The sequence below is a fragment of the Afipia clevelandensis ATCC 49720 genome, from assembly GCF_000336555.1.
In the GTDB taxonomy this organism is placed as follows: domain Bacteria; phylum Pseudomonadota; class Alphaproteobacteria; order Rhizobiales; family Xanthobacteraceae; genus Afipia; species Afipia clevelandensis.
In genome coordinates this window covers 4231481-4251334 of record NZ_KB375281.1, presented here as the reverse complement: position 1 = coordinate 4251334, position 19854 = coordinate 4231481, and the positions used below count along the sequence as shown (strand labels likewise).

The following is a 19854-nucleotide window of genomic DNA, read 5'->3' as shown; positions in this document are numbered from 1 at the left end:
TTAGAACGACTTGGTGCAGCCCGGCAAATCGCCCGCGCCGGGGAATTCATCCAGTCCCTTGCGCTGCGGTTTCCCATCCGCCCCCTTGACGATCTCGACGAGATAGACCTTTTCAAGCTGGGCGCTATTTTGCGCGTTGAACCGGATCTTGCCGCGCGGCGCGTCGAACGTGAGACCGCGCATGGTGGAGATAAACTTCGCGCGGTCTTCCGGAATCTTGCCGCCCAGCTTCTCCAGCGTCAGCATGATGGCCTTGCCGTTGTCGTAGCCGAGTTCGGCGCTGACGTCCGGCTCCATCTTGAACTTGTCCTGATACGCCTTGACGAACTTGCGATTTACCTCGGTCGGAACGCCCGGATAATGCGTCGCGACGTGTCGCGCATTGATGACGAGATCTCCGAGCGCCGGCCACAGCGCTTCATCATAAACCCAGTGATCGCCGATCAGCGGAACCTTGCTCCGCAGCCCGAAATCGGCATGCTGCTTAACCACCTGGATGGCCTCAGCACCGGCGTAGAAAGCGTAAATGATCTCGGCGTTGGCGTTGGCGGCCTGCGTCAAAGCCGCGCTGTAGTCCTTGGTCTTCTGGAAAGGCGTCCAGATTTGCTCGACAACCTTGCCGCCATTCTCCTCGAAGCCTCGCTTGAAGCCGTCAATGAACGCGCGTCCGGCCGTGTAGTCAGGACCCATCGTCACAGCGGTCTTGATGCCCTTGCTGGCCCAGTACTTGCCAGATGCATATTCAAAGCCGTTGGCGCTGAAAGACGTCCGCGCGATATACGGGCTGCAGAATTTTCCGGTGATCTCGTCCGCGAAGGCGTTCGCGAACACCAGCGGAACCTTGTTCTTTTCGGCAAGCTCGGAAATCGCGATACCTACATTGGAGCCGATGATGCCGGCGACGATGTCAACCTTGTCACCCTGCACCAGCTTGTTGAATTTCTGCACACCGACGCTCGGCGTGAGTTCGTCGTCGGCGCGAATCACCTCGATGGGACGTCCGTTGCTCTTGTTGCCGAATTCTTCCAGCGCGAGCTGAAATCCGCGGTCGATGCTTTCCGCCGGAAGCGCGTAGACGCCCTTGTAGGGCAGCATTAGGCCGATTTTGATCGGCGCCTGATCCTCCGCGCGGATGGACGTGGTCGCGGCCGCTGCCAAGACCACTGCGGCACCGGCTCCAGCGGCAAAACGTGCATATGCTCTGAATGAAAAGGCCATGTTCCCTCCTGACATGAAAGGGTGGGCCGTTTCCGCCCACCGCAAGTCCCGGCTTTGATCGCCTTTTCGGAACGACCTGCTCGGATTGTTATTGTCAGCAGTAAGGGAGGAGCGTCGTGGCTGGCTTGCGCATTAGCGCCGGAACCTACGGAAGAGCGTCATGTTCTGGGGTCCGCGATGCCGCCAATCCCCTGCTCTCAGCACGAAATGCGATGGCGGTAGGATGATGGCGTTTCGCCGGTCATGTTGCGGAAACTGGTCGAAAAATGCTGGGCATGCCCGAAACCGGCCGCCAGCGCCACATCGGTTATGCTGGCATCTGATTCAGCCAGCTTCCGCTTTGCTTCATCGATCCGAAGGCCAAGCACGTACTTGTATGGCGTCTTTCCGACACTTTCCTGAAAAGCGCGCAGGAAATGACGCTTGCTGAGGCCGGCAATCTGCGACAGTTCTCCAAGCGAGATGGATTGCGAAAGATTTTCACGAACAAAATCCTCGATCCGCTTGAGGCTTCGCGCGGACAAACCACCCTTCACGCCAGAGGCCTGGGGCTGCTGCCGTTCACTGACACGCGCGATGTGCGCCAGCGCCTGGATCGACCAGCCTTCCGCCATCAGGTCAAAAACATTGTCGGGTGTCGCCGCTTCGCGGCATAACTCCGCGAGACTACGCATGAGACTGGGATGCTCAAATGCGATCGTCGAGCTTGTAATAGCCGTCCGCAATCGCTCGGTCACAAAAGCCGGATTAAGAAAAACAACGGTGTAATCGAGTTCGGGTCCCACATCCCATTCGCCCTCGATTTCAATCGCCGCCGGAAAGATCGCTAATTGGGATTTCCCAACGAATTTGCAATCCACCGAACGGCCGTCGACGGTCGCGTTCAAGCGTCCGGCCCCCTTGGCAAACCAGAACAGCGACAGTTCGGGCTGCTTGAAATGCCAGTACATCCGCCCCTGGCATTCGCGGCGAAGGACTTCGATGCGCATGCTTGTCGTATCGGTGATGACTGACGACACCAGATCCCCACCGACCACGCGAACATATTCTTCTCCGGCCCGTCCCATGCCGTCCTCCAATCGCGCGATCGAGCGCCCACAAGGCGTCCGCACGTTGAACTCATTAGGTTCCAAAGAAGAATGGACTAAAAGAGGCCGAAAATCGAGCGCTTTTCGCGGCGTCTTATCTGCCCTGCTCATGCTGCACCGCAGCGATTGCATACAGGGTGGACGGGTTGATCAGGGAGTCCGCGCTTTGCTGCTGCACGTACGGCAGGGAACATTGCAGGGTCATGCCCTCTAAGGGCCTTCCGCTATGTTCTCCTCCGTCACCTGGCCGATCATCTTTGTAACGTTGCGGCCTGGTGGGCCGCTTTACCCTCTGAGACGCCTTGTAAACGATCCCTGACACCAGACGTGCAACACATCAGACAAACGCGGGCTAACCGTCGCTTCGACCACGGATCACTTCGCCAAAGGGCTCCCACTTGCTTCCCTTGAAGCGCATCATCTGCATGTCCTCCAGCGGAGCGAAGTCGTTCTTGCCGGTGTTAATGACAATGCCGGGGATCAGAACATCTGATTCAAAATCCTTGATACTGGCGGCCTGCTTCATCACGTTTTCGCGCGTAAGATTGTCGCCGCTCTGCTTGAGAACCTGAACCATGAGCTGCGCACCGAGATAGCCGTGCACCATCAGGCTGTCCGCCTTGTTCGCATCCGGCATATATTTGGCCAGAAACGACGTATACGCCTTCATTCCGCGATCATTATCCCATTGCGGATCGGACGCATCCTTGATGAAAGTCCCCGACAGGACGCCTTGCGCGTTCTCGACGCCTGCGGGGACAAGCACCGTGCCGACCGATGAAGCGACGTTGGGAATGAAGTGCATCGGCTTCCAACCCAGTTCACCGATCTTCTTGATGCTCTGCGCCACGAATTTTGGTGTCCCGAACGAGAACATGACGTCCGCGCCGGAATGCCGGAGCTTGACGATCTGCGAGTCGATGGTCGGATCTGCGACCTCATAGGGCGCTTCTGCGACAATCATGGATGCTTTCGATCCCAGCCCGGCCTTCAGGCCGTTCAGCAATTCCTTTCCGAAGTCGTCGTTCTGATAAAGAATTGCGATTTTCGCGTCTGGCTTCTCGCGCAAAATATACGCTGCATAAATGCCGCCCTCTGTCTTGTAGCTGGTGCCAAGCAGCATCGTCCACGGATAGGCTTTCGGATCGCTCCATTTTGCCGAATAGGAAGCGGGAAAGAGCTGCGGCACTTTCCTGGCATTCATGTATTTCTGAATTGCTGCATTTGACGGCGTTCCCATCGGGCTGAAGATCAGCAGCACCTCGTCGCTTTCGACAAGTTTGCGGGCCTGTTCGACGGCTTTTGGCGGGCTATAGCCGTCGTCATATGTGATGAATTCAATCTTGCGGCCGTTGATTCCGCCCTCGTCATTGATCTTCTTGAAATAGGCCGCCTGTGTTTTTCCAATGACGCTGTAAGCCGAGGCCGGACCACTGTAGGGCATGATGTTGCCAATTCGGATCGTCGTGTCGGACGCGCCGGGATCGTACTTCTTCTGCGCCAGGGCAGGTGCGCCAACAACAACGCTGAACACGATACCCGCCACAACCGACGATGCGATGTGCCTCATGATCCCCTCCGTTATCCTTGATTAGCTGGTCAGTGAATGATTGCGGCACTCACGATCGAATCGCGCTGTCCGCAATGCCGAAGCCGCGACGGCCGGGAGAACAGCCCCGCGTAGGAGCGCGCGACTTTTTGCGGGCGCTAAGTCAGGTCTGCCTCGTGCAAACGCATCGTGAGAGCGATGAACGGGGATTTCGGAACGGCCGGTTTGCTTGCGACATTCCAGAACGAGCATGGCGTAGATGCGATCAAGGCTGCACATGAAATCCTCCGCAGGTCTCGCCGCGAAGTTTGTGCGCGCCGCGCGCGCTGGCAAATGTCGAAGTCTGCCAAATGCCACGTCAAAAAATGCCACCGGCAGGAAACCTGCCGGCACCTTTGACGCACGGGAGCGGCGGACGCGATCCGGATCTATGCCTGGGGAATGGCAGGATTGGCGCGACGATAGTGGGTCGGCGAATGACCGGTCCATTTCCTGAACGCCTTGCGGAAACTGGTGGCATCGGCAAAGCCGACACGCTCCGCAACCTCATCGATCATCAGCTGAGTGTTCTCGAGAAATTCCGTTGCGATCGAGCGGCGCATGTTGTCGAGCACGGACTGGTACGAAATCCCTTCCTGCGCCAAGCGCCGATGCAACGTGCGCAACGACAGGCCAAGCTGCTCTGCGATATCCTCTGCCGGCGGGAACCGGCGCGGACTGTTCAGGCAAGCCGTTCTGATACGGCGAACCAACTCGGTTTCGCCTGGACGTTCGGCGAGTACGACGTCGCAGAACTGCTGACATACCTGCGCGGTGATCGGGTTGGCATTGGGACAGCGCCGGTTCAGCACATGCGCCGGAAAATGCCACTCCATGGAGCCGGCGCCGAATTCGATCGGACAATTGAACATACGCTCGTAGTTCCGCCAGTGTCTTGGCGCCGGAAACGGGAACAGCATTCGCGTTGAGGGAAATGGCACCTCCAGCACGCGGCTGAACAGCGCTGTCATGGAGCTGCGCCAGAACTCTGCGACGAATGGCAGCAACTGGCCAAGCAACTGTGTGCCGTGACTCCGCAAAATCGCTATGTCGTTTTCCACGTTGAGACTGATTTGCGGCACGGTCGATCCCGCCATGGTTATGTGTTCGACCGAAAATTTCAGTCCCTCTCCGAAGGTCGGACTGCTGACAATCGCATAACCATAGATCCCGTAGTCGCTGATGCGCTGTCGCGCGCCGGCGAGCAGCCCGATATCTGATCGCTTGGCGAGCGCAACAGCGTTTCGATAAATTGCAAGACGCTGCCGCCGGGAAATGCGGGCATGAGGATCTTCAAGTTGGGATGGCTGCACGCCGGTGCGCGCGAACAGATCCTTGACCGAGACGCCTTCCGTAGCGAGTTCTGCTGCAAGTGCAGCCAGCCCAAGCAGGCTCTGGGTAGGCGCGTCGATATCGTCCGACAGCGGACTGAGAACCTTCCATGAAGACATGCTTCCTCCGGACACACGTTCTTTTTTCTTCAGATTGGCACATTTTGACATGTCACGTCATCCTTGATGCAGCGCACTGGCAGCTTAGGACACGAAAATTGGCACTCTTCGACGTTGCCGCGACCTCCGGACAGAGACACGTTGCCGCGACAAGGAAATAAGGACCGAATTCATCGCTCCGCCGATGCATCGGCCCATATCCATCAGGGCAGGTAATCCAATGACCACAGTCACGCACGACATGGACGGTACGGTGGGGATCGTCACTCTCGCCAAGCCGCCGCACAATCTTATCGACGATGTAATGATCGAAGATCTGATGGCTGCCTATCGTCAGGTGGTGGCGGCCGGATGCCGGGCGATCCTGCTGCGCAGTTCGATGCGTCACTTTTGCGCGGGCGCTGAGCTCAAGTCGTTCGGAACCACCACCCATATTCAAAACGACGAACAGCGGTTCAAGGAATTCCTGCAAGTGATGGAGGATGTCCCCGTCCCGACAGTCGCCGCGGTTCATGGCGGCGTTCTCGGCGGCGGCCTCGAACTTGCGCTGACCTGCGACATGATTATCGCGGCCGACACAGCGTTTCTCGGACAAGTCGAAGTGACTGTCGGTCTTCTGCCGCTCCTCGGCGGAACGCAGCGACTAGCACAGCGCGCCGGTTCCGCACGCGCCAAGGAGATTGCAATGCTCGGACGGCGGCATACGCCGGAAGCGTTTGAGCGCTGGGGCATCATCAATCTTGTGGTGCCGGAGGCCGAGCTCCCCGTCGCTTCACTGACTTGGGCGCGTCAGCTTGCGGCCGGACCGACGGCCATCATCAAAGGCATCAAAATGCAGGCCAATCTCGAAGCCAGAGGCGGCATTAATGCCGCTGATGCACGACAGATTGAGATCAACAACATGATCTGGCAGGCGGCCGATCGTCAGCGCGGGTTCGATGCCTTCTTCGCCACCGGCCCGGCGTCCGCCGTTTTCAAGGGGGACTGACATGTCGGCAGCTCCTCTCGACGGCCTGCGCGTCATTGATTTCACGCGCGTGCTTGCCGGTCCTCACTGCACCAAGGCCCTGCGCGACCTCGGCGCGCAGATCATCAAGATCGAACCGCCCTCGGGCGATCTTGCCCGCGTCAGCCTGCCACATGTCGGCGACATGGGACTCTACTTTGTGCAGCAAAACGCCGGAAAGCGGAATCTGAGTATCGATTTGAACTGGGCCGAGGCACGCGAGATCGTCACCGATCTTTGCCGCACCGCCGACATTATCGTAGAGAACTTCCGTCCTGGCACCCTTGCGCGCTTCGGACTGGCTTATGAAGATGTGCGCGCGTTCAATCCAAGGGTCGTTTACGCTTCACTCAGCGGTTACGGCCAGCAGACGTCTTGGCGAAACCGCCCCGCTTTCGCGCCGACGGTTCAAGGTGAGACCGGCTTGACCGCTATCGTCAGGGGGCACTTTGGCGACGCGCTCACGGAGCCGCGCGGTGACGCATGCAGCCATGCCGACGTTTATACCGGCCTGCAGGGCGTCATTGCCATTCTCGCCGCGCTCAATCATCGCAATCAGACCGGTGAAGGCCAGCACATCGACGTCTCGATGGCTGCGACCATGCTGTCGGTCAACGAGCGCGCCGGCGCCCAGCTCTCGGGCATCGATACCGATGGTGAACCGATTGCGCTGTCCGCGAACGAATCGCACATTTTCGAGATGCCCGATGGCAGCCAGCTGACCATTGCCGGCAGTCCCATCTATACGCCGATGTTCAGCCGCTATTGCGCAATGATGAGACGCAACGACCTGTTAGGCGATCCGCGTTACGCAACCGCGCATCTGCGGCGGAAGAATCTCGCTTCGCTTCTTGCGGAAATCCGCGCATGGCTGATGACGTTCCCGGATCTGCTGCAACTCCAGGCTCAGGTCAGCGAAGCTGGCCTCGCTGTCGGCACGATTCGAGACGTTCGTGAATTCGCCGAGTCGGACTGGGTGAAGGAATGGGGTGCGGTCGTCGACGTCGATGACCGTGCCGGCGGCACCACGCGGATGCCCGGCAATCCTTGGCGTTTCAGTGCATCTGTTCTTCCCGCGCCTGGCGTTCCAGCTTTTCAAGGCGAGCACAACGAGGATATTCTTTCCGAGAACAACATTGCCAGATCCCGGATCGAAGACCTCAAGAAGCGAGGCGTGTTGCTTAGCCGCCAAAGCCCGGCTGGGGCCTACGACTAGCATAAGCAATAGCAGAACAGATTGAATGCGCGCCGCAGCGGCGTGAGGATGCCTGATGAAACCAGCGATCGACAAGACGCACGACCCTGAGCTGCGGAGCTTTATCAAAACCGCCAACGACGGCGTCACCGATTTTCCGATCCAGAATCTCCCTTTTGGGATTTTCAGCCATCGCTCAAAAGAGCCCGGTCCGGGAATCGCTATCGGCGACCAGATTTTCGATTTAAGAGCGGCTCACCGTCTCGGATTGCTTCCACCCGATATTCCGGGTGAAGCCATCGAACAGAGCTCGCTCAATGCTCTGTTTGCGCTCGGACGCGACGCACTGACCGGACTTCGTCACGCATTGTCAGAGTTGCTCAGCGAAGCTGAAAGCAGCGCGCCGGCGCGCCACCACGCGATTGATCTGCTGGTGCAGATGAGCGATAGCAGCCTCCATCGCCCGACCAATGTCGGGAACTATACCGACTTCTACGCTGGAATTTATCATGCGCAAGCGGCAGGCGCACTGCTGACGCCCGAAAATCCGCTGCCGGCGAATTACAAGTGGGTGCCGATTGCCTATCACGGTCGCGCTTCGTCGGTGCAGATCGGGCGAGGCGACATCCGACGGCCCGTTGGACAATTGCCTCCCGCGCAGCCGGGTGAAGCACCAGAATTCGGCCCCTGCAAACGGCTCGATTTCGAGCTCGAACTGGGATTCTATGTAACCGGCGGCAATGCGTTGAGCGAAAGCATTCCGCTCAAGAACGCAGCCGGGCACATTGCCGGATACTCTCTTCTTAACGACTGGTCCGCCCGTGACATCCAGCGCTGGGAGATGTTTCCGCTTGGACCGTTTCTCAGCAAGAGCTTTGCAACTTCTGTTTCGCCATGGGTCGTGACGGCGGATGCCCTCGCCCCCTTTCGCGTTCCGGCGATGGAACGGCCAGCAGGAGACCCCAGACCGCTCGGCTATCTTCTTGATGACGACGATCAGGCAAGCGGCGGGCTGGACATTGACTTGCGTGTGCTTCTGTCGACCGGACGAATGCGCCGCGAAGGCGATATGCCCGCAGAAATTCTTCGTTCAAACGCACGCTACCTGTATTGGACCACCGCGCAGATGGTTGCCCATCACACCGTGAACGGCTGCAACCTTCACCCGGGGGATTTGATCGGCACAGGGACGATCTCCGGCCCGCGCGATGCCGAGTTGGGCAGTATGCTGGAGCTAACAGCGGCGGGATCCCGCCCGATAACGCTGCCCAATGGGGAGATGCGCGGCTTTCTGGAAGATGGCGATGAGATCACTTTCAGAGGACGATGTCAGCGACAGGGCTTCGCCTCGATCGGCTTCGGGCATTGCTCTGGCACGATCAAGACATCACACAGCCATTAGTTCCAGTCTCGTGGTCCTTCGGTCGCATTGAGCTATAAAAAAATTCACCTTCGTTTATCAGTCAGCGAGAGAGTACTCCGGTTCATCTCGCAGTTCATGAATCAGGACAAACCTGCGAGGCGACGAAACCAAAACTTCTTCCGCACCCGCCTGCCGATGGACATGAGAATCTTCGCCCGGCGCATCCACGTCAAATCGATGATGGGCGTGCTTGATCGTGGACACACTCAATCCACCCGCGACGAGATGGGGGATGAGGCGCGTCAGCAAGGTTGTTTTTCCGGCCCTGCTCCATCCTGCAAGTCCGATGACCTTCATGAAATTCGGCTGCCTCGCGAGAAATTCCGCTCTCCGCGGCGCTCCGCCAGAGATTGCTGACGTAAAAGGGGCATGATGGATCGAGCCATCATGCCGTTGCGCAAAACTGGTAATCGCTTCAGGTCTTTCCCATGCAGTCTTCGATGTAGAACCAGCGATCGTCACCCACCAGCCCCTTGGATTTGACGTCCTTGCGGCATGCCTTGAGCCTGGTTTTATTGGCGCTCCACTTGACCTTCATCGCCTTCAATTTTTCGGCCGTCAGTTTCATCTTTGAAGGTTTTGCCGCCGACGAAGCGGCTGGTGCAGGCGCTGTTGTTTGCGCGAACGCTGGCGAAAACGTGCCAGCGACAAGAAGCGCTGCCACGAGGCAGCTCTTGATACGAGACATGGAATTCCCCTGATATTAATTTTCCAAATGACAGGCGTGATGCCGCGGGACGAATGTCCCGCGTCTCACAGTGACCGATCAAAAGATCTTCACGGCACTTTCGAGCGTTTTCCATACGCCCCAGGCGAGCGGGACGCCCACAAAAGCCCAGAATAGAGCCGCTTTGGCGTCGAGACCGCCCTTTCCGATGCCGAAAGATCCAGACGACACGGCAATTGCGCCCGCATTGTTCACCGCCTGCAGTTTTGAAACCTCAGCATCGCTCATGTGCCATTTAGGATCGACCGGCTTGATCAGATAGTTGCAGATCAGGCCCGCCGCGAGCATAGCGCACAGGATATACATCGTCGTGTTGTAGAGCTGATCGCGCGGAATGCCGGCGGCAAGCTGGAATTCGCGGATGTAGTTCACCACAACCGGGCCGATGATGCCCGCCGTGGACCAGGCAGTCAGCAGACGGCCATGGATAGCACCGACGAACTGCGTGCCGAACATATCCGCAAGATATGCCGGGACAGTTGCGAACCCGCCGCCATACATCGAGAGGATGATGCCAAATCCGAGCACGAACAGGAGCTTCGATCCCATCGCAGCGAATGTCGGCGCAAGCGCATAAAGGACAATGCCGAGAATGAAGAACGTATAGTAAGTGTTTTTCCGCCCGATCTTGTCCGACAGCGAGGCCCAGAAGAACCGGCCGCCGATATTGAACAGCGACAGCAAGCCGGCAAACCCGGCAGCGATGCCGGCGATCGCCGCCTTCTGTTCCACCGTCAGTGCATTGAAGCCGACGTCCGGAAGACCGATAAGTTTTCCGGCGAAGATTTCCTGCAGCATCGGCGACGCCATGCCGATCACGCCGATACCCGCGGACACGTTCAAACAGAGCACCCACCAGATCAGCCAGAACTGTGGCGTCTTGTGTGCATTGTCGAGATGAACGTTCTTGGTCGTGATCATCGTGTTGGCCTTCGCGGTCGCGGTCCATCCATCCGGAACCCAGCCAGCCGGTGGAACGCGATACGAGAAAGCGCCGATCATCATAAACACGAGATAGATGATGCCCATGGCAAGGAAGGTTTGCCATACGCCGACGTCCGTCGCGCTCTTGAAATAATTGATAAGAAGGTTGGCAAGTGGAGCACCGATCATCGCGCCGCCGCCGAAACCCATGATGGCCATGCCGGTCGCCATGCCGCGACGGTCAGGAAACCATTTGATGAGCGTCGATACCGGCGAGATATAGCCGAGACCGAGGCCAATGCCGCCGATTACGCCGGAGCCGAGCCACATCAGCCAGAGCTGATGGGTATAGATGCCGATGGCACCGAGAACGAGGCCGCCGCCCCAGCACAGTGCAGCGACAAAACCGGCCTTGCGCGGACCGGCGCGCTCCAGCCAGCCACCCCAGATCGCAGCCGCGATTCCGAGAACGACGAAGAAAAGCGTATACATCCAGCCGAGGCTCGCGACTTTCCAGTCACAACTCGTTGTAAAAAGCTCTCCCCAAAGCGAGATATTCGCGCACGTTTTCGGCGCCGTCACGCCGATGGCACGGGACAACGGCAGCCAGAACACGCTGAAGCCATATGCCATGCCGATGCAGAGATGGATGCAGAGCGCGGCCGGCGGCACGAGCCAGCGATTAAAACCTGCCTTTGCGATGATTGTCTCGCGGTCGAGAATCCCCGGCGCGGCACCCGACATGGTGCCTGCTTGTTCTATCGTCGTCATGTCTGTTCTCCCCAAAAGTAAAATTCAGCCGCCCGTTTTTTGTTTTGGGCGTGTCTGCTGTTTATTGCGCTCCTGCTTTTCTCAAACTCGTGATCGCCTCCTTTACGTCCGGATCCAGTCCGGCTCCGCCTTTCTCGAGATGCGCGAGGATCGCGGAACGCATTCGAGGATCCCAGAATTTCTTGATGTGTTCGGCGATGCCCGGGACCGCCTTTCCGGCGCCCTGGCTTGTAAAGAACTTGCCGATCTGGTTGGCCATATAGACAAGCCGGTCAGGCGACGACATGAATTGCCCCTCCGGGTAAGATTCGATGCGGATGTGTGAACACTTCAAAACCGTCGTCACGAGCGATGGCTGCGAGTGTGATGTTGGCTTTCTCGGCCATCTTCACCGCCAGCGCCGTCGGAGCCGAAACCGACACCATCACCGATGCACCAATGGAAGACGTCTTTTGAACCATTTCGACCGATACACGGCTGGTCAGAAGTACCATGCCGCTCGCCGTCTCGGCCGCTGAACGCGCCAGCGCTCCGGCCAGCTTGTCGAGCGCGTTGTGACGCCCAACATCCTCGCGCAAGGCAACGACGCCCTTCTCCGGGCTCCAGAATGCCGCGGCATGGACTGCGCGTGTCTCGATGTTGAGTTTCTGAAGTGGCGGCAGGCTCTGCATGGCGATCATAATCTGCGCCGGAGAGAAATTTCGCCCAATCCCGACAATAGTCGCAGGACGCAGCGCTTCCACAATCGAGTCGATCCCGCATAGCCCACAGCCGGTCGGGCCGGCAATATGCCGCCGACGTTCGCTCAGACGATCGGCGTTGGTCTGCGAAAGCCACATCCGCAGTTCGATCCCGTCGTCCAGCGGCAGCACCTCAAGGGATTCGATCTCCGAGTGAGATCGCACAACGCCTTCATCAAGGCTGAAGCCAACGGCAAAGTCCTCCAGATCCTGGGGCGTCGCCATCATCACCGCGTAGGTTCCGCCGTTGTAGGTCAGGGCAACAGCCGTCTCCTCCGGAATCGAGCGAGAACCCTCGCTGAATCCGTTTTCGCGCCAGACGTACCGCTCTGTGCTTATGGCCGGTGGCTTTGCCAACTACTCCGCTGCCTCCATCGGTGCGATCCGGCGCGAGTTGCGCGCCTGCTCATCATATTCCTTTTGCCAATCGCTCGGCCCGTTGGAAGGAGAAATCTGCACGGCCGTGACCTTATACTCCGGACAGTTCGTCGCCCAGTCGGAGAAATCCGTGGTGATGACATTTGCCTGCGTGTCCGGATGATGGAACGTGGTGTAGACGACACCGGGCGCAACGCGATCGGTGATCAATGCACGCAAGGTAGTCTCGCCCGCCCGGCTCGCGAGCCGGACCCAATCGCCGTCGCGAACGCCGCGTTGCTCGGCGTCGTGCGGATGCATCTCAAGTCGATCTTCCGAATGCCAGATCACATTATCGGTGCGGCGTGTCTGCGCCCCCACGTTGTATTGGCTCAGGATGCGGCCCGTAGTCAGCAGCAACGGGAACCGTGGTCCAGTGCGTTCGTCGGTGGCGATGTATTCGGTGATGACGAACTTGCCCTTCCCGCGCACGAAGTGATCGATATGCATGATCGGCGTGCCTTCAGGTGCCTTTTCATTGCAAGGCCACTGCACCGAACCCATTTGCTCGAGCTTCGCATAGGAGACGCCGGTAAACGTCGGTGTCAGCGACGCGATCTCGTCCATGATCTGGGACGGATGTTCGTAGTTCATCGCGTAGCCCATCGCATTGGCGAGTTTCTGGGTAATTTCCCAATCCCCAAACCCGTTGAGCGGCGACATTACCTTGCGCACGCGCTGGATGCGGCGCTCGGCATTGGTAAAGGTGCCGTCCTTTTCGAGGAAGGTCGATCCCGGCAGGAAGACATGCGCATAGTTCGCGGTCTCGTTCAGGAACAGGTCGTGGACCACGACACATTCCATCGACGACAGCGCGGCGACGACATGCTTGGTGTTCGGATCGGATTGCAGGATGTCCTCGCCCTGGCAGTATATGCCCATGAACGTGCCTTCGATGGCGGCATCGAACATGTTGGGAATGCGCAGGCCCGGTTCGCTGTTGAGCTTGACGTTCCACATGCTCTCAAACTGCTCGCGAACCGCGTCGCCCGAGATATGCCGGTAGCCTGGCAGTTCGTGCGGGAACGAACCCATGTCGCAAGCGCCCTGCACGTTGTTCTGGCCGCGCAGCGGATTTACACCGACACCCGGACGTCCGAGATTACCGGTTGCCATCGCGAGGTTGGCAATGGCCATGACAGTGGTCGAGCCTTGGCTATGCTCGGTGACGCCGAGACCGTAGTAGATCGCGCCGTTGCCGCCGGTGGCAAAGAGACGCGCAGCGGCCCGCAATTCCTTCGGATCGACGCCGGTGGCGATAGCGGTTGCCTCCGGGCTGTTCTTCGGGAGCGCAACGAACGCCGCCCACTCCTCGAATTCGGTCCAGTCGCAACGCTCACGGACGAAGGCCTCGTCGGCAAGGCCCTCGGTGACGATGACGTGCGCCAGTGCGGTGAGAACCGCGACGTTGGTGCCGGGCATCAACGGCAGATGATACTCGGCTTCGGCGTGCGGAGACTTCACCATCTCGGTAACGCGCGGATCAATCACGATCATCTTCGCGCCTTCGCGGATACGCTTCTTGAGACGCGAGGCGAAAACAGGATGCGCCGAAGCCGGATTAGCGCCAATGATGATGACGACATCGGTTTGTTCGACCGAGTCGAAATCCTGCGTACCGGCCGACGTGCCGAAAGTCTGTGACAGGCCATAACCGGTCGGTGAATGGCAGACGCGGGCGCAGGTATCGACATTGTTGTTGCCGAATCCCGCACGGATCAGCTTCTGGACCAGGTAGGTTTCTTCGTTTGTGCAGCGCGAGGACGTGATGCCGCCGATGGAGTCGCGGCCATACTTGGTCTGGATGCGCTTGAATTCCGATGCCGCGTGATTGATGGCGTCATCCCATGACACTTCGCGCCATGGATCGGTGATCTTGCTCCGGATCATCGGCTTGAGGATGCGTTCCTTGTGGGTGGTATAGCCCCACGCAAAGCGGCCCTTGACGCAAGAATGGCCGCGATTGGCCTTGCCGTCCTTGTACGGCACCATGCGTACGACTTCCTCGCCGCGCATCTCGGCCTTGAAGGCGCAGCCGACGCCGCAATAGGCGCAGGTGGTCACCACCGAATGCTCCGGCTGACCGATCTCGATCACAGACTTCTCGGTCAAGGTCGCGGTGGGGCAGGCTTGCACGCAGGCGCCGCACGACACGCATTCTGAGCCGAGGAAGCTTTCGCTCATGCCGGGCGACACGCGGCTGTCGAAGCCACGGCCCGAGATCGTCAGCGCGAAGGTGCCCTGCACTTCCTCGCAAGCGCGCACGCAACGCGAGCAGACGATACACTTCGACGGATCGTAGGTGAAATACGGATTCGACTCGTCCTTCGGCATCCAGTTTTCGTTGGCGCCGCTCTTGGCGAAGACATGGTTCTCGCCCTCATAGCCATAGCGAACATCGCGCAAGCCGACTGCGCCGGCCATGTCCTGCAATTCGCAGTCGCCGTTCGCGGCACAGGTCAAACAGTCGAGCGGATGGTCAGAGATATAAAGCTCCATCACGCCCTTGCGAATCTTCTTCACGCGCTCTGTCTGGGTGTGAACGACGAGCCCGTTCATCACCGGCGTGGTGCAGGACGCCGGGGTGCCCGCACGTCCTTCCACTTCAACGAGGCACATGCGGCAGGAACCGAAGGCGTTGACCATATCGGTCGCGCAAAGCTTCGGAATCTGCGTCCCCATTTCCATCGCAGCCCGCATGATCGAAGTGCCTTCCGGCACCGTCACATTCTGCCCATCGATGGTTAGCGTCACCATCTTCTCGGACTTGGAAAGCGGCGTTCCGTAGTCGGTTTCATGAATGAGCGACATGGCGTGTCCTTATTCAGCGGCTTGCAAGCGCGGTGTCGCGCCAAAATCTTCGGGGAAATGCTTCAGCGCACTCATCACCGGATATGGCGTGAACCCGCCGAGCGCACAAAGCGAACCGAACTTCATGGTGTGGCAGAGATCTTCCAGCACAGCGATGTTCGCCGCGCCTTTATCGCCCGCCCGAATTTTGTCGATGGTCTCGACGCCACGCGTCGAGCCGATACGGCATGGTGTGCACTTGCCGCAGGACTCGATGGCGCAGAATTCCATCGCAAAGCGCGCCTGCTTCGACATGTCGACGGTGTCGTCGAATACCACGATGCCGCCGTGGCCGATCAGGCCGTCTCGCGCCGCAAAGGCTTCGTAATCGAACGGCGTGTCGAACAGCGCGCGCGGAAAATACGCACCGAGCGGGCCACCGACCTGCACCGCGCGAACCGGCCGCCCGCTGGCGGTGCCGCCACCGACGTCGTCAATCAGTTCGCCAAGCGTGATGCCGAACGCCACCTCGAACAGTCCGCCGTTCTTGATGTTGCCCGCGAGCTGAATCGGCATCGTGCCGCGTGAGCGGCCCATGCCGAAATCGGCGTAAGCCTGCGCGCCACCATTCAGGATAAACGGAATAGCAGCGAACGACAGCACGTTGTTGATGACGGTCGGCTTGCCGAACAGGCCGTGATGCGCAGGCAACGGCGGCTTGGCGCGAACAAGACCGCGGCGCCCTTCGAGGCTTTCGAGCAGCGAGGTTTCCTCGCCGCAGACATAGGCGCCCGCGCCGACGCGGACTTCCACGTCGAACGCATACTTCGAACCGCCGACCGATTTGCCGAGATAGCCGGCCTTGCGCGCGGCAACAATCGCGGCGTTCATGGCCTCGACCGCGTGCGGATATTCGGAACGGATATAGATGTAGCCACGGGTGGCACCGACCGCGACGCCGGCAATGGTCATGCCCTCAATGACGACGAACGGATCGCCTTCCATGATCATGCGATCGGCAAAGGTGCCGCTGTCGCCCTCGTCTGCGTTACAGACGATGTATTTCTGGTCGGCAGTCGTCTGCGCGACGGTCGTCCACTTGACCGCGGTCGGAAAGCCCGCGCCCCCACGCCCACGCAGGCCGGAGGTCTTCACATCGGCGAGAATGCCATCCGAGCCCAGCGTCAGCGCGCGATCAAGGCCCTTGTAGCCGTCATGCGCGCGATAATCCTCGACCGAGCGCGGATCGATGACGCCGCAGCGTGCAAAGGTCAAACGCGTCTGCCGCTTCAGCCACGGGATCTCGTCCGTGATACCGAGCCGCAGGGCATGAGAGCCATCGGATGATGCCGCTTCGAGCACCGACGCAACGTCTTCGACGGTAACCGGTCCGAAAGCGATCCGGCCTCGCGCAGTTGCGACTTCGATCATCGGCTCCAGCCAGTAGAGTCCGCGCGATCCGGTCCTAACAATCTCAACGGCGACGTTGCGATCTGCAGCCAGAGTTTCAAGCGCGAGCGCAACCTCGTCCGCACCAACGGCAACCGCGCCTGCATCACGCGATACGTAAAAGCGCAAGGTCATCGCTGCGCCTCCGAAACCAGAGCATCAAGGCGCTTGGTGTCTAACCGTCCGACAACACGGCCATCGAGCATTGCAGACGGCGCAGTCGCACAAAGGCCGAGACAATAAATCGGCTCCAGTGTCACGCGACCATCGGCGGTCGTGTTTCCGATGGCTACACCAAGTTTTCTCTCCGCATGCGCCGCGAGTGCATCACCGCCGGCAGCCTGGCAGGCTTCGGCGCGACAGAGCTTCAGCACATGCCTCCCGGCAGGCTTGTGACGAAAATCATGGTAGAATGTGAAGACGCCGTGGACTTCCGCCCGCGAGAGATTGAGCGCGTCGGCAATCATCGGAATTACCGGCTCTGGCACGTAACCGAAGGCCTCCTGAATCGCATGCAGGATGACAATCGTTGGACCTTCAAGATCCTTATGGGCGGCGATTATCTCCGCGCCCCTCTCGGCATTCCAAGCTTCGTATGCTGACGGCATAGCTACTCTCGATCGCGCACATCGCGAGCGCTTAGGAGAATGAGAATCCCTCTAAAGATCAATAAAGCTGTCTCATGCTGCGATACGGAATGAGCATCGATAGGAATTAGGAATGGACTAATTCGGAGATGCCATCGATGCGCGGGAATCTGTTGCGAGCACCGGCGCAGCGAAACAGAGAAAATCGGAACTAGGATTCAAGCGTCGGAGCAACGTCCCGCGCGATCTGCACGAGTTCCGCGATAAGGGGCGTCATTGGGTCGCGCGGCGATGTCACAAGCCCGATACTGTAGGTCACGAGCGGATCGACAATCGGAATAATCCGAACCGCATCCGACAGGCCCAGTGTTTCAGCAAGTTTTGCCGGCATCACGCTCGACCAGCGGCCGGTCTTCACATGCGTGTAGAGAACGATGATCGAATTCGACGTCAGCGTTGGCGTCGCTTCGGTTCCGGCCTCGCGCAGGGCGCGATCGATAATCCGGCGATTCTGCATATCAGGCGTCAGCAGACAGAGCGGCACCTGTCCAACGTCCTTCCACGTCACCTGATCGCGATCGCCAAACATGCCATCCGGCGACGTCAGCAAGCGATAGCTCTCACGGTAGAGCGGCGTGGTGCGCACCTTCCCCACCGGCTCGTTCTCAATGTAAGTCAGGCCAGCATCGACCTCCAGGTTCTCCAAAAGGCCCAGCACGTCGGAGGACGTGCAGGACACAATACGGAAACGCACATTGGGATGCCGCGCCCTGAACGGTGTGGTGAGCGACGCAACCATGCCGAGCACGGTCGGAATCGCGGCAATCCGGATTTCTCCGGTCAAACCGTCCTTGAGCGAATTGATTTCCTGCTTCATTGCACGCGTGTCGCCGACGATGCGCCGCGCCCAATCGAGCGCTCGCTCGCCTTCCGGCGTGAACCCAACAAACCGCGAGCCGCGCTGCACCAGCATAACTCCGAGAATTTCCTCGAGCTGCTTCAGGCTTGTGGACATTGTCGGCTGCGTGACGCCGCAGGCTTCGGCCGCCCGCCCAAAGTGCCGTTCTTTTGCCAGCGCAAGCAGGAGTTCAAGCTTGTCGATCAAGAACGGCCACCCGGCAAGACAGCATCGCCGCCAGGGTTATGCAGTTCGACCTGAGTTGATTGGCTTTCCCGAGTGAACACGTTCTTTGCCTGCTCGAATTTCCTGAAAATGACGACCGGCGCGGGAATATGCGTTTCTCATCCTATGGCCACGCAGCCGTCGATACAGCCCCCAAAAAAGAGGGGTCCTATCGACAGGAATGAACACCATGTTCGCTGGATCGCAAATATGCTTAAAATTACATATGAAGGAAACTTTACCTGCATTCACCCTTGATCTGGTCTGGACCAACGGGCGGCAACCGAACATTCAGGTTGATCCGCAACTGTTCGCGCTGCTTGAGGCCATCAGACGGACCCGAAAGCTTACCGACGCGGCGGCGAAGGTGGGGCTGCACTATCGGCAGGCGTGGGGACTGATCACATCATGGTCGGATGCGCTCGGCCAGCCACTCGTTCTCAAGGAACGCGGCAAAGGAACGTCGCTCACCGCACTGGGTGAAAGTCTGCTGCAAGCCCACGGACACGTGCGGGACAAAATGGCTCCGCATCTGGCGAAAGCAGTTCGTGACATTGATCAGAAAATCGCACCGCTCCTGACTGCTCCAGCGGACGCGGTGCGGATGATCGCAAGCCACGATTTGCTGCTGATGGAATTTCGCAATCTGCTTCAGACGCGCACAGGCCCCAAATTGGACATTCAAATTGCCGGCAGCCTTGGCGGCATTGCCGCGCTCTGCAAATCGCATTGCGACATAGCCGGCTTTCATTTTCCCGAGGGAGAACTCGGGCAGAACGTACTGCGCGAGTTCAAGCCCTGGTTGCGGCCACGTTCACAGGTTCTCGTTCACTTCGTACGACGGACGCAAGGCTTGATCGTTGCGCGCGGCAATCCGCTAAACATCCGAAGCATCTCCGACATCATCAAGACGAAATCCCGCTTCATCAATCGTCAGCGCGGATCTGGAACTCAAATCGCGCTGGATCTGTTGCTGGAGCGAGAGGGTCTCGATAAGAGGAAAATAAACGGATACAGCAACGAAGAATACACCCATGCCGCTATTGCATCAGCGGTGGCAAGCGGCGTCGCCGATGTCGGGCTGGGCATCGAAACTGTCGCACGAAAGCTGAATATCGGCTTCGTCCCGCTCTTCGCTGAAGACTATTATCTTCTATTTAAGCGCGACGCACTTGAGCGAAAAGATGTTCAGGGCATCGTGGCGGTCCTGAAATCAAAGGCGTTTCGCAATATTTCCGCCACGCTCTCCGGTTACGACGTTTCTAGATCCGGGACGATTATCGAACTTGATAATTTAGTTACTAAGCAATAGCCCTAAGCAGATAGGAGCTACTCCGACATCACATTCCATAACGCG

The 19854-nt window shown here is 58.8% G+C and carries 16 protein-coding genes and 1 pseudogene; 4 read left to right on the top strand and 13 right to left on the bottom strand.

Going from position 1 to position 19854, the window contains the following annotated elements; genetic code table 11:
* The 4 genes from HMPREF9696_RS20305 to HMPREF9696_RS20290 form a co-directional block, all read right to left on the bottom strand.
* On the bottom strand, nucleotides 1-1218 hold the full coding sequence (locus HMPREF9696_RS20305) for an ABC transporter substrate-binding protein (protein ID WP_002714933.1): 1218 nt from the start codon (nucleotides 1216-1218) through the stop codon (nucleotides 1-3).
* Nucleotides 1219-1415: 197 nt separating this feature from the next.
* Entirely contained in the window at nucleotides 1416-2417 is a 1002-nt protein-coding gene (locus tag HMPREF9696_RS20300) for a helix-turn-helix domain-containing protein (protein ID WP_245259249.1), read from the bottom strand.
* Between the two features lie 241 nt (nucleotides 2418-2658).
* On the bottom strand, nucleotides 2659-3876 hold the full coding sequence (locus HMPREF9696_RS20295) for an ABC transporter substrate-binding protein (RefSeq protein ID WP_002714930.1): 1218 nt from the start codon (nucleotides 3874-3876) through the stop codon (nucleotides 2659-2661).
* Nucleotides 3877-4283: 407 nt separating this feature from the next.
* On the bottom strand, nucleotides 4284-5396 hold the full coding sequence (locus HMPREF9696_RS20290; protein ID WP_245259248.1) for an AraC family transcriptional regulator: 1113 nt from the start codon (nucleotides 5394-5396) through the stop codon (nucleotides 4284-4286).
* Between the two features lie 169 nt (nucleotides 5397-5565).
* On the opposite strand from HMPREF9696_RS20290, the gene HMPREF9696_RS20285 reads away from it, so the two are divergent.
* Genes HMPREF9696_RS20285 through fahA form a run of 3 tightly spaced genes read left to right on the top strand, consistent with a single transcriptional unit; the run spans nucleotide 5566 to nucleotide 8948 of the window.
* On the top strand, nucleotides 5566-6333 hold the full coding sequence (locus HMPREF9696_RS20285) for an enoyl-CoA hydratase/isomerase family protein (RefSeq protein WP_002714928.1): 768 nt from the start codon (nucleotides 5566-5568) through the stop codon (nucleotides 6331-6333).
* Nucleotides 6284-7567: a CaiB/BaiF CoA transferase family protein gene (locus HMPREF9696_RS20280; RefSeq protein WP_347335775.1), complete on the top strand. Its 1284-nt coding sequence runs from the start codon at nucleotides 6284-6286 to the stop codon at nucleotides 7565-7567. The genes HMPREF9696_RS20285 and HMPREF9696_RS20280 overlap by 50 nt, the downstream gene beginning before the upstream one ends.
* Before the next feature lie 55 nt (nucleotides 7568-7622).
* A complete protein-coding gene (fahA, locus tag HMPREF9696_RS20275) occupies nucleotides 7623-8948 on the top strand; it encodes a fumarylacetoacetase (protein WP_002714926.1) in 1326 nt (441 codons plus the stop codon).
* 60 nt (nucleotides 8949-9008) lie between these two features.
* On the opposite strand, the pseudogene mobB reads toward fahA, so the two are convergent.
* The 9 genes and pseudogenes from mobB to HMPREF9696_RS20230 form a co-directional block, all read right to left on the bottom strand.
* Nucleotides 9009-9266: pseudogene (mobB, locus tag HMPREF9696_RS20270) on the bottom strand (molybdopterin-guanine dinucleotide biosynthesis protein B); the annotation flags it as partial.
* Between the two features lie 118 nt (nucleotides 9267-9384).
* Nucleotides 9385-9657: a hypothetical protein gene (locus tag HMPREF9696_RS20265; protein WP_002714925.1), complete on the bottom strand. Its 273-nt coding sequence runs from the start codon at nucleotides 9655-9657 to the stop codon at nucleotides 9385-9387.
* Between the two features lie 78 nt (nucleotides 9658-9735).
* A complete protein-coding gene (locus HMPREF9696_RS20260) occupies nucleotides 9736-11391 on the bottom strand; it encodes an OFA family MFS transporter (RefSeq protein WP_002714924.1) in 1656 nt (551 codons plus the stop codon).
* A gap of 61 nt (nucleotides 11392-11452) precedes the next feature.
* Complete coding sequence (locus HMPREF9696_RS20255) at nucleotides 11453-11677, bottom strand: formate dehydrogenase subunit delta (RefSeq protein WP_002714923.1); 225 nt, start codon at nucleotides 11675-11677, stop codon at nucleotides 11453-11455.
* A complete protein-coding gene (gene fdhD, locus HMPREF9696_RS20250) occupies nucleotides 11664-12488 on the bottom strand; it encodes a formate dehydrogenase accessory sulfurtransferase FdhD (protein ID WP_002714922.1) in 825 nt (274 codons plus the stop codon). Before fdhD ends, HMPREF9696_RS20255 begins: the two co-directional genes overlap by 14 nt.
* Complete coding sequence (fdhF, locus tag HMPREF9696_RS20245; protein ID WP_002714921.1) at nucleotides 12489-15359, bottom strand: formate dehydrogenase subunit alpha; 2871 nt, start codon at nucleotides 15357-15359, stop codon at nucleotides 12489-12491.
* A 9-nt stretch (nucleotides 15360-15368) separates the two neighbouring features.
* Nucleotides 15369-16922: a formate dehydrogenase beta subunit gene (locus HMPREF9696_RS20240; protein WP_002714920.1), complete on the bottom strand. Its 1554-nt coding sequence runs from the start codon at nucleotides 16920-16922 to the stop codon at nucleotides 15369-15371.
* On the bottom strand, nucleotides 16919-17395 hold the full coding sequence (locus HMPREF9696_RS20235; protein WP_002714919.1) for a formate dehydrogenase subunit gamma: 477 nt from the start codon (nucleotides 17393-17395) through the stop codon (nucleotides 16919-16921). The genes HMPREF9696_RS20240 and HMPREF9696_RS20235 overlap by 4 nt, the downstream gene beginning before the upstream one ends.
* 190 nt (nucleotides 17396-17585) lie before the next feature.
* Nucleotides 17586-18479, bottom strand: a complete 894-nt coding sequence (locus tag HMPREF9696_RS20230; RefSeq protein WP_002714918.1) for a LysR family transcriptional regulator — start codon at nucleotides 18477-18479, stop codon at nucleotides 17586-17588.
* Between the two features lie 199 nt (nucleotides 18480-18678).
* Here HMPREF9696_RS20230 and HMPREF9696_RS20225 point away from each other — a divergent pair, with 199 nt between their 5' ends.
* Nucleotides 18679-19809: a substrate-binding domain-containing protein gene (locus HMPREF9696_RS20225; RefSeq protein ID WP_245259247.1), complete on the top strand. Its 1131-nt coding sequence runs from the start codon at nucleotides 18679-18681 to the stop codon at nucleotides 19807-19809.
* The last annotated feature ends 45 nt before the right edge of the window (nucleotides 19810-19854 follow it).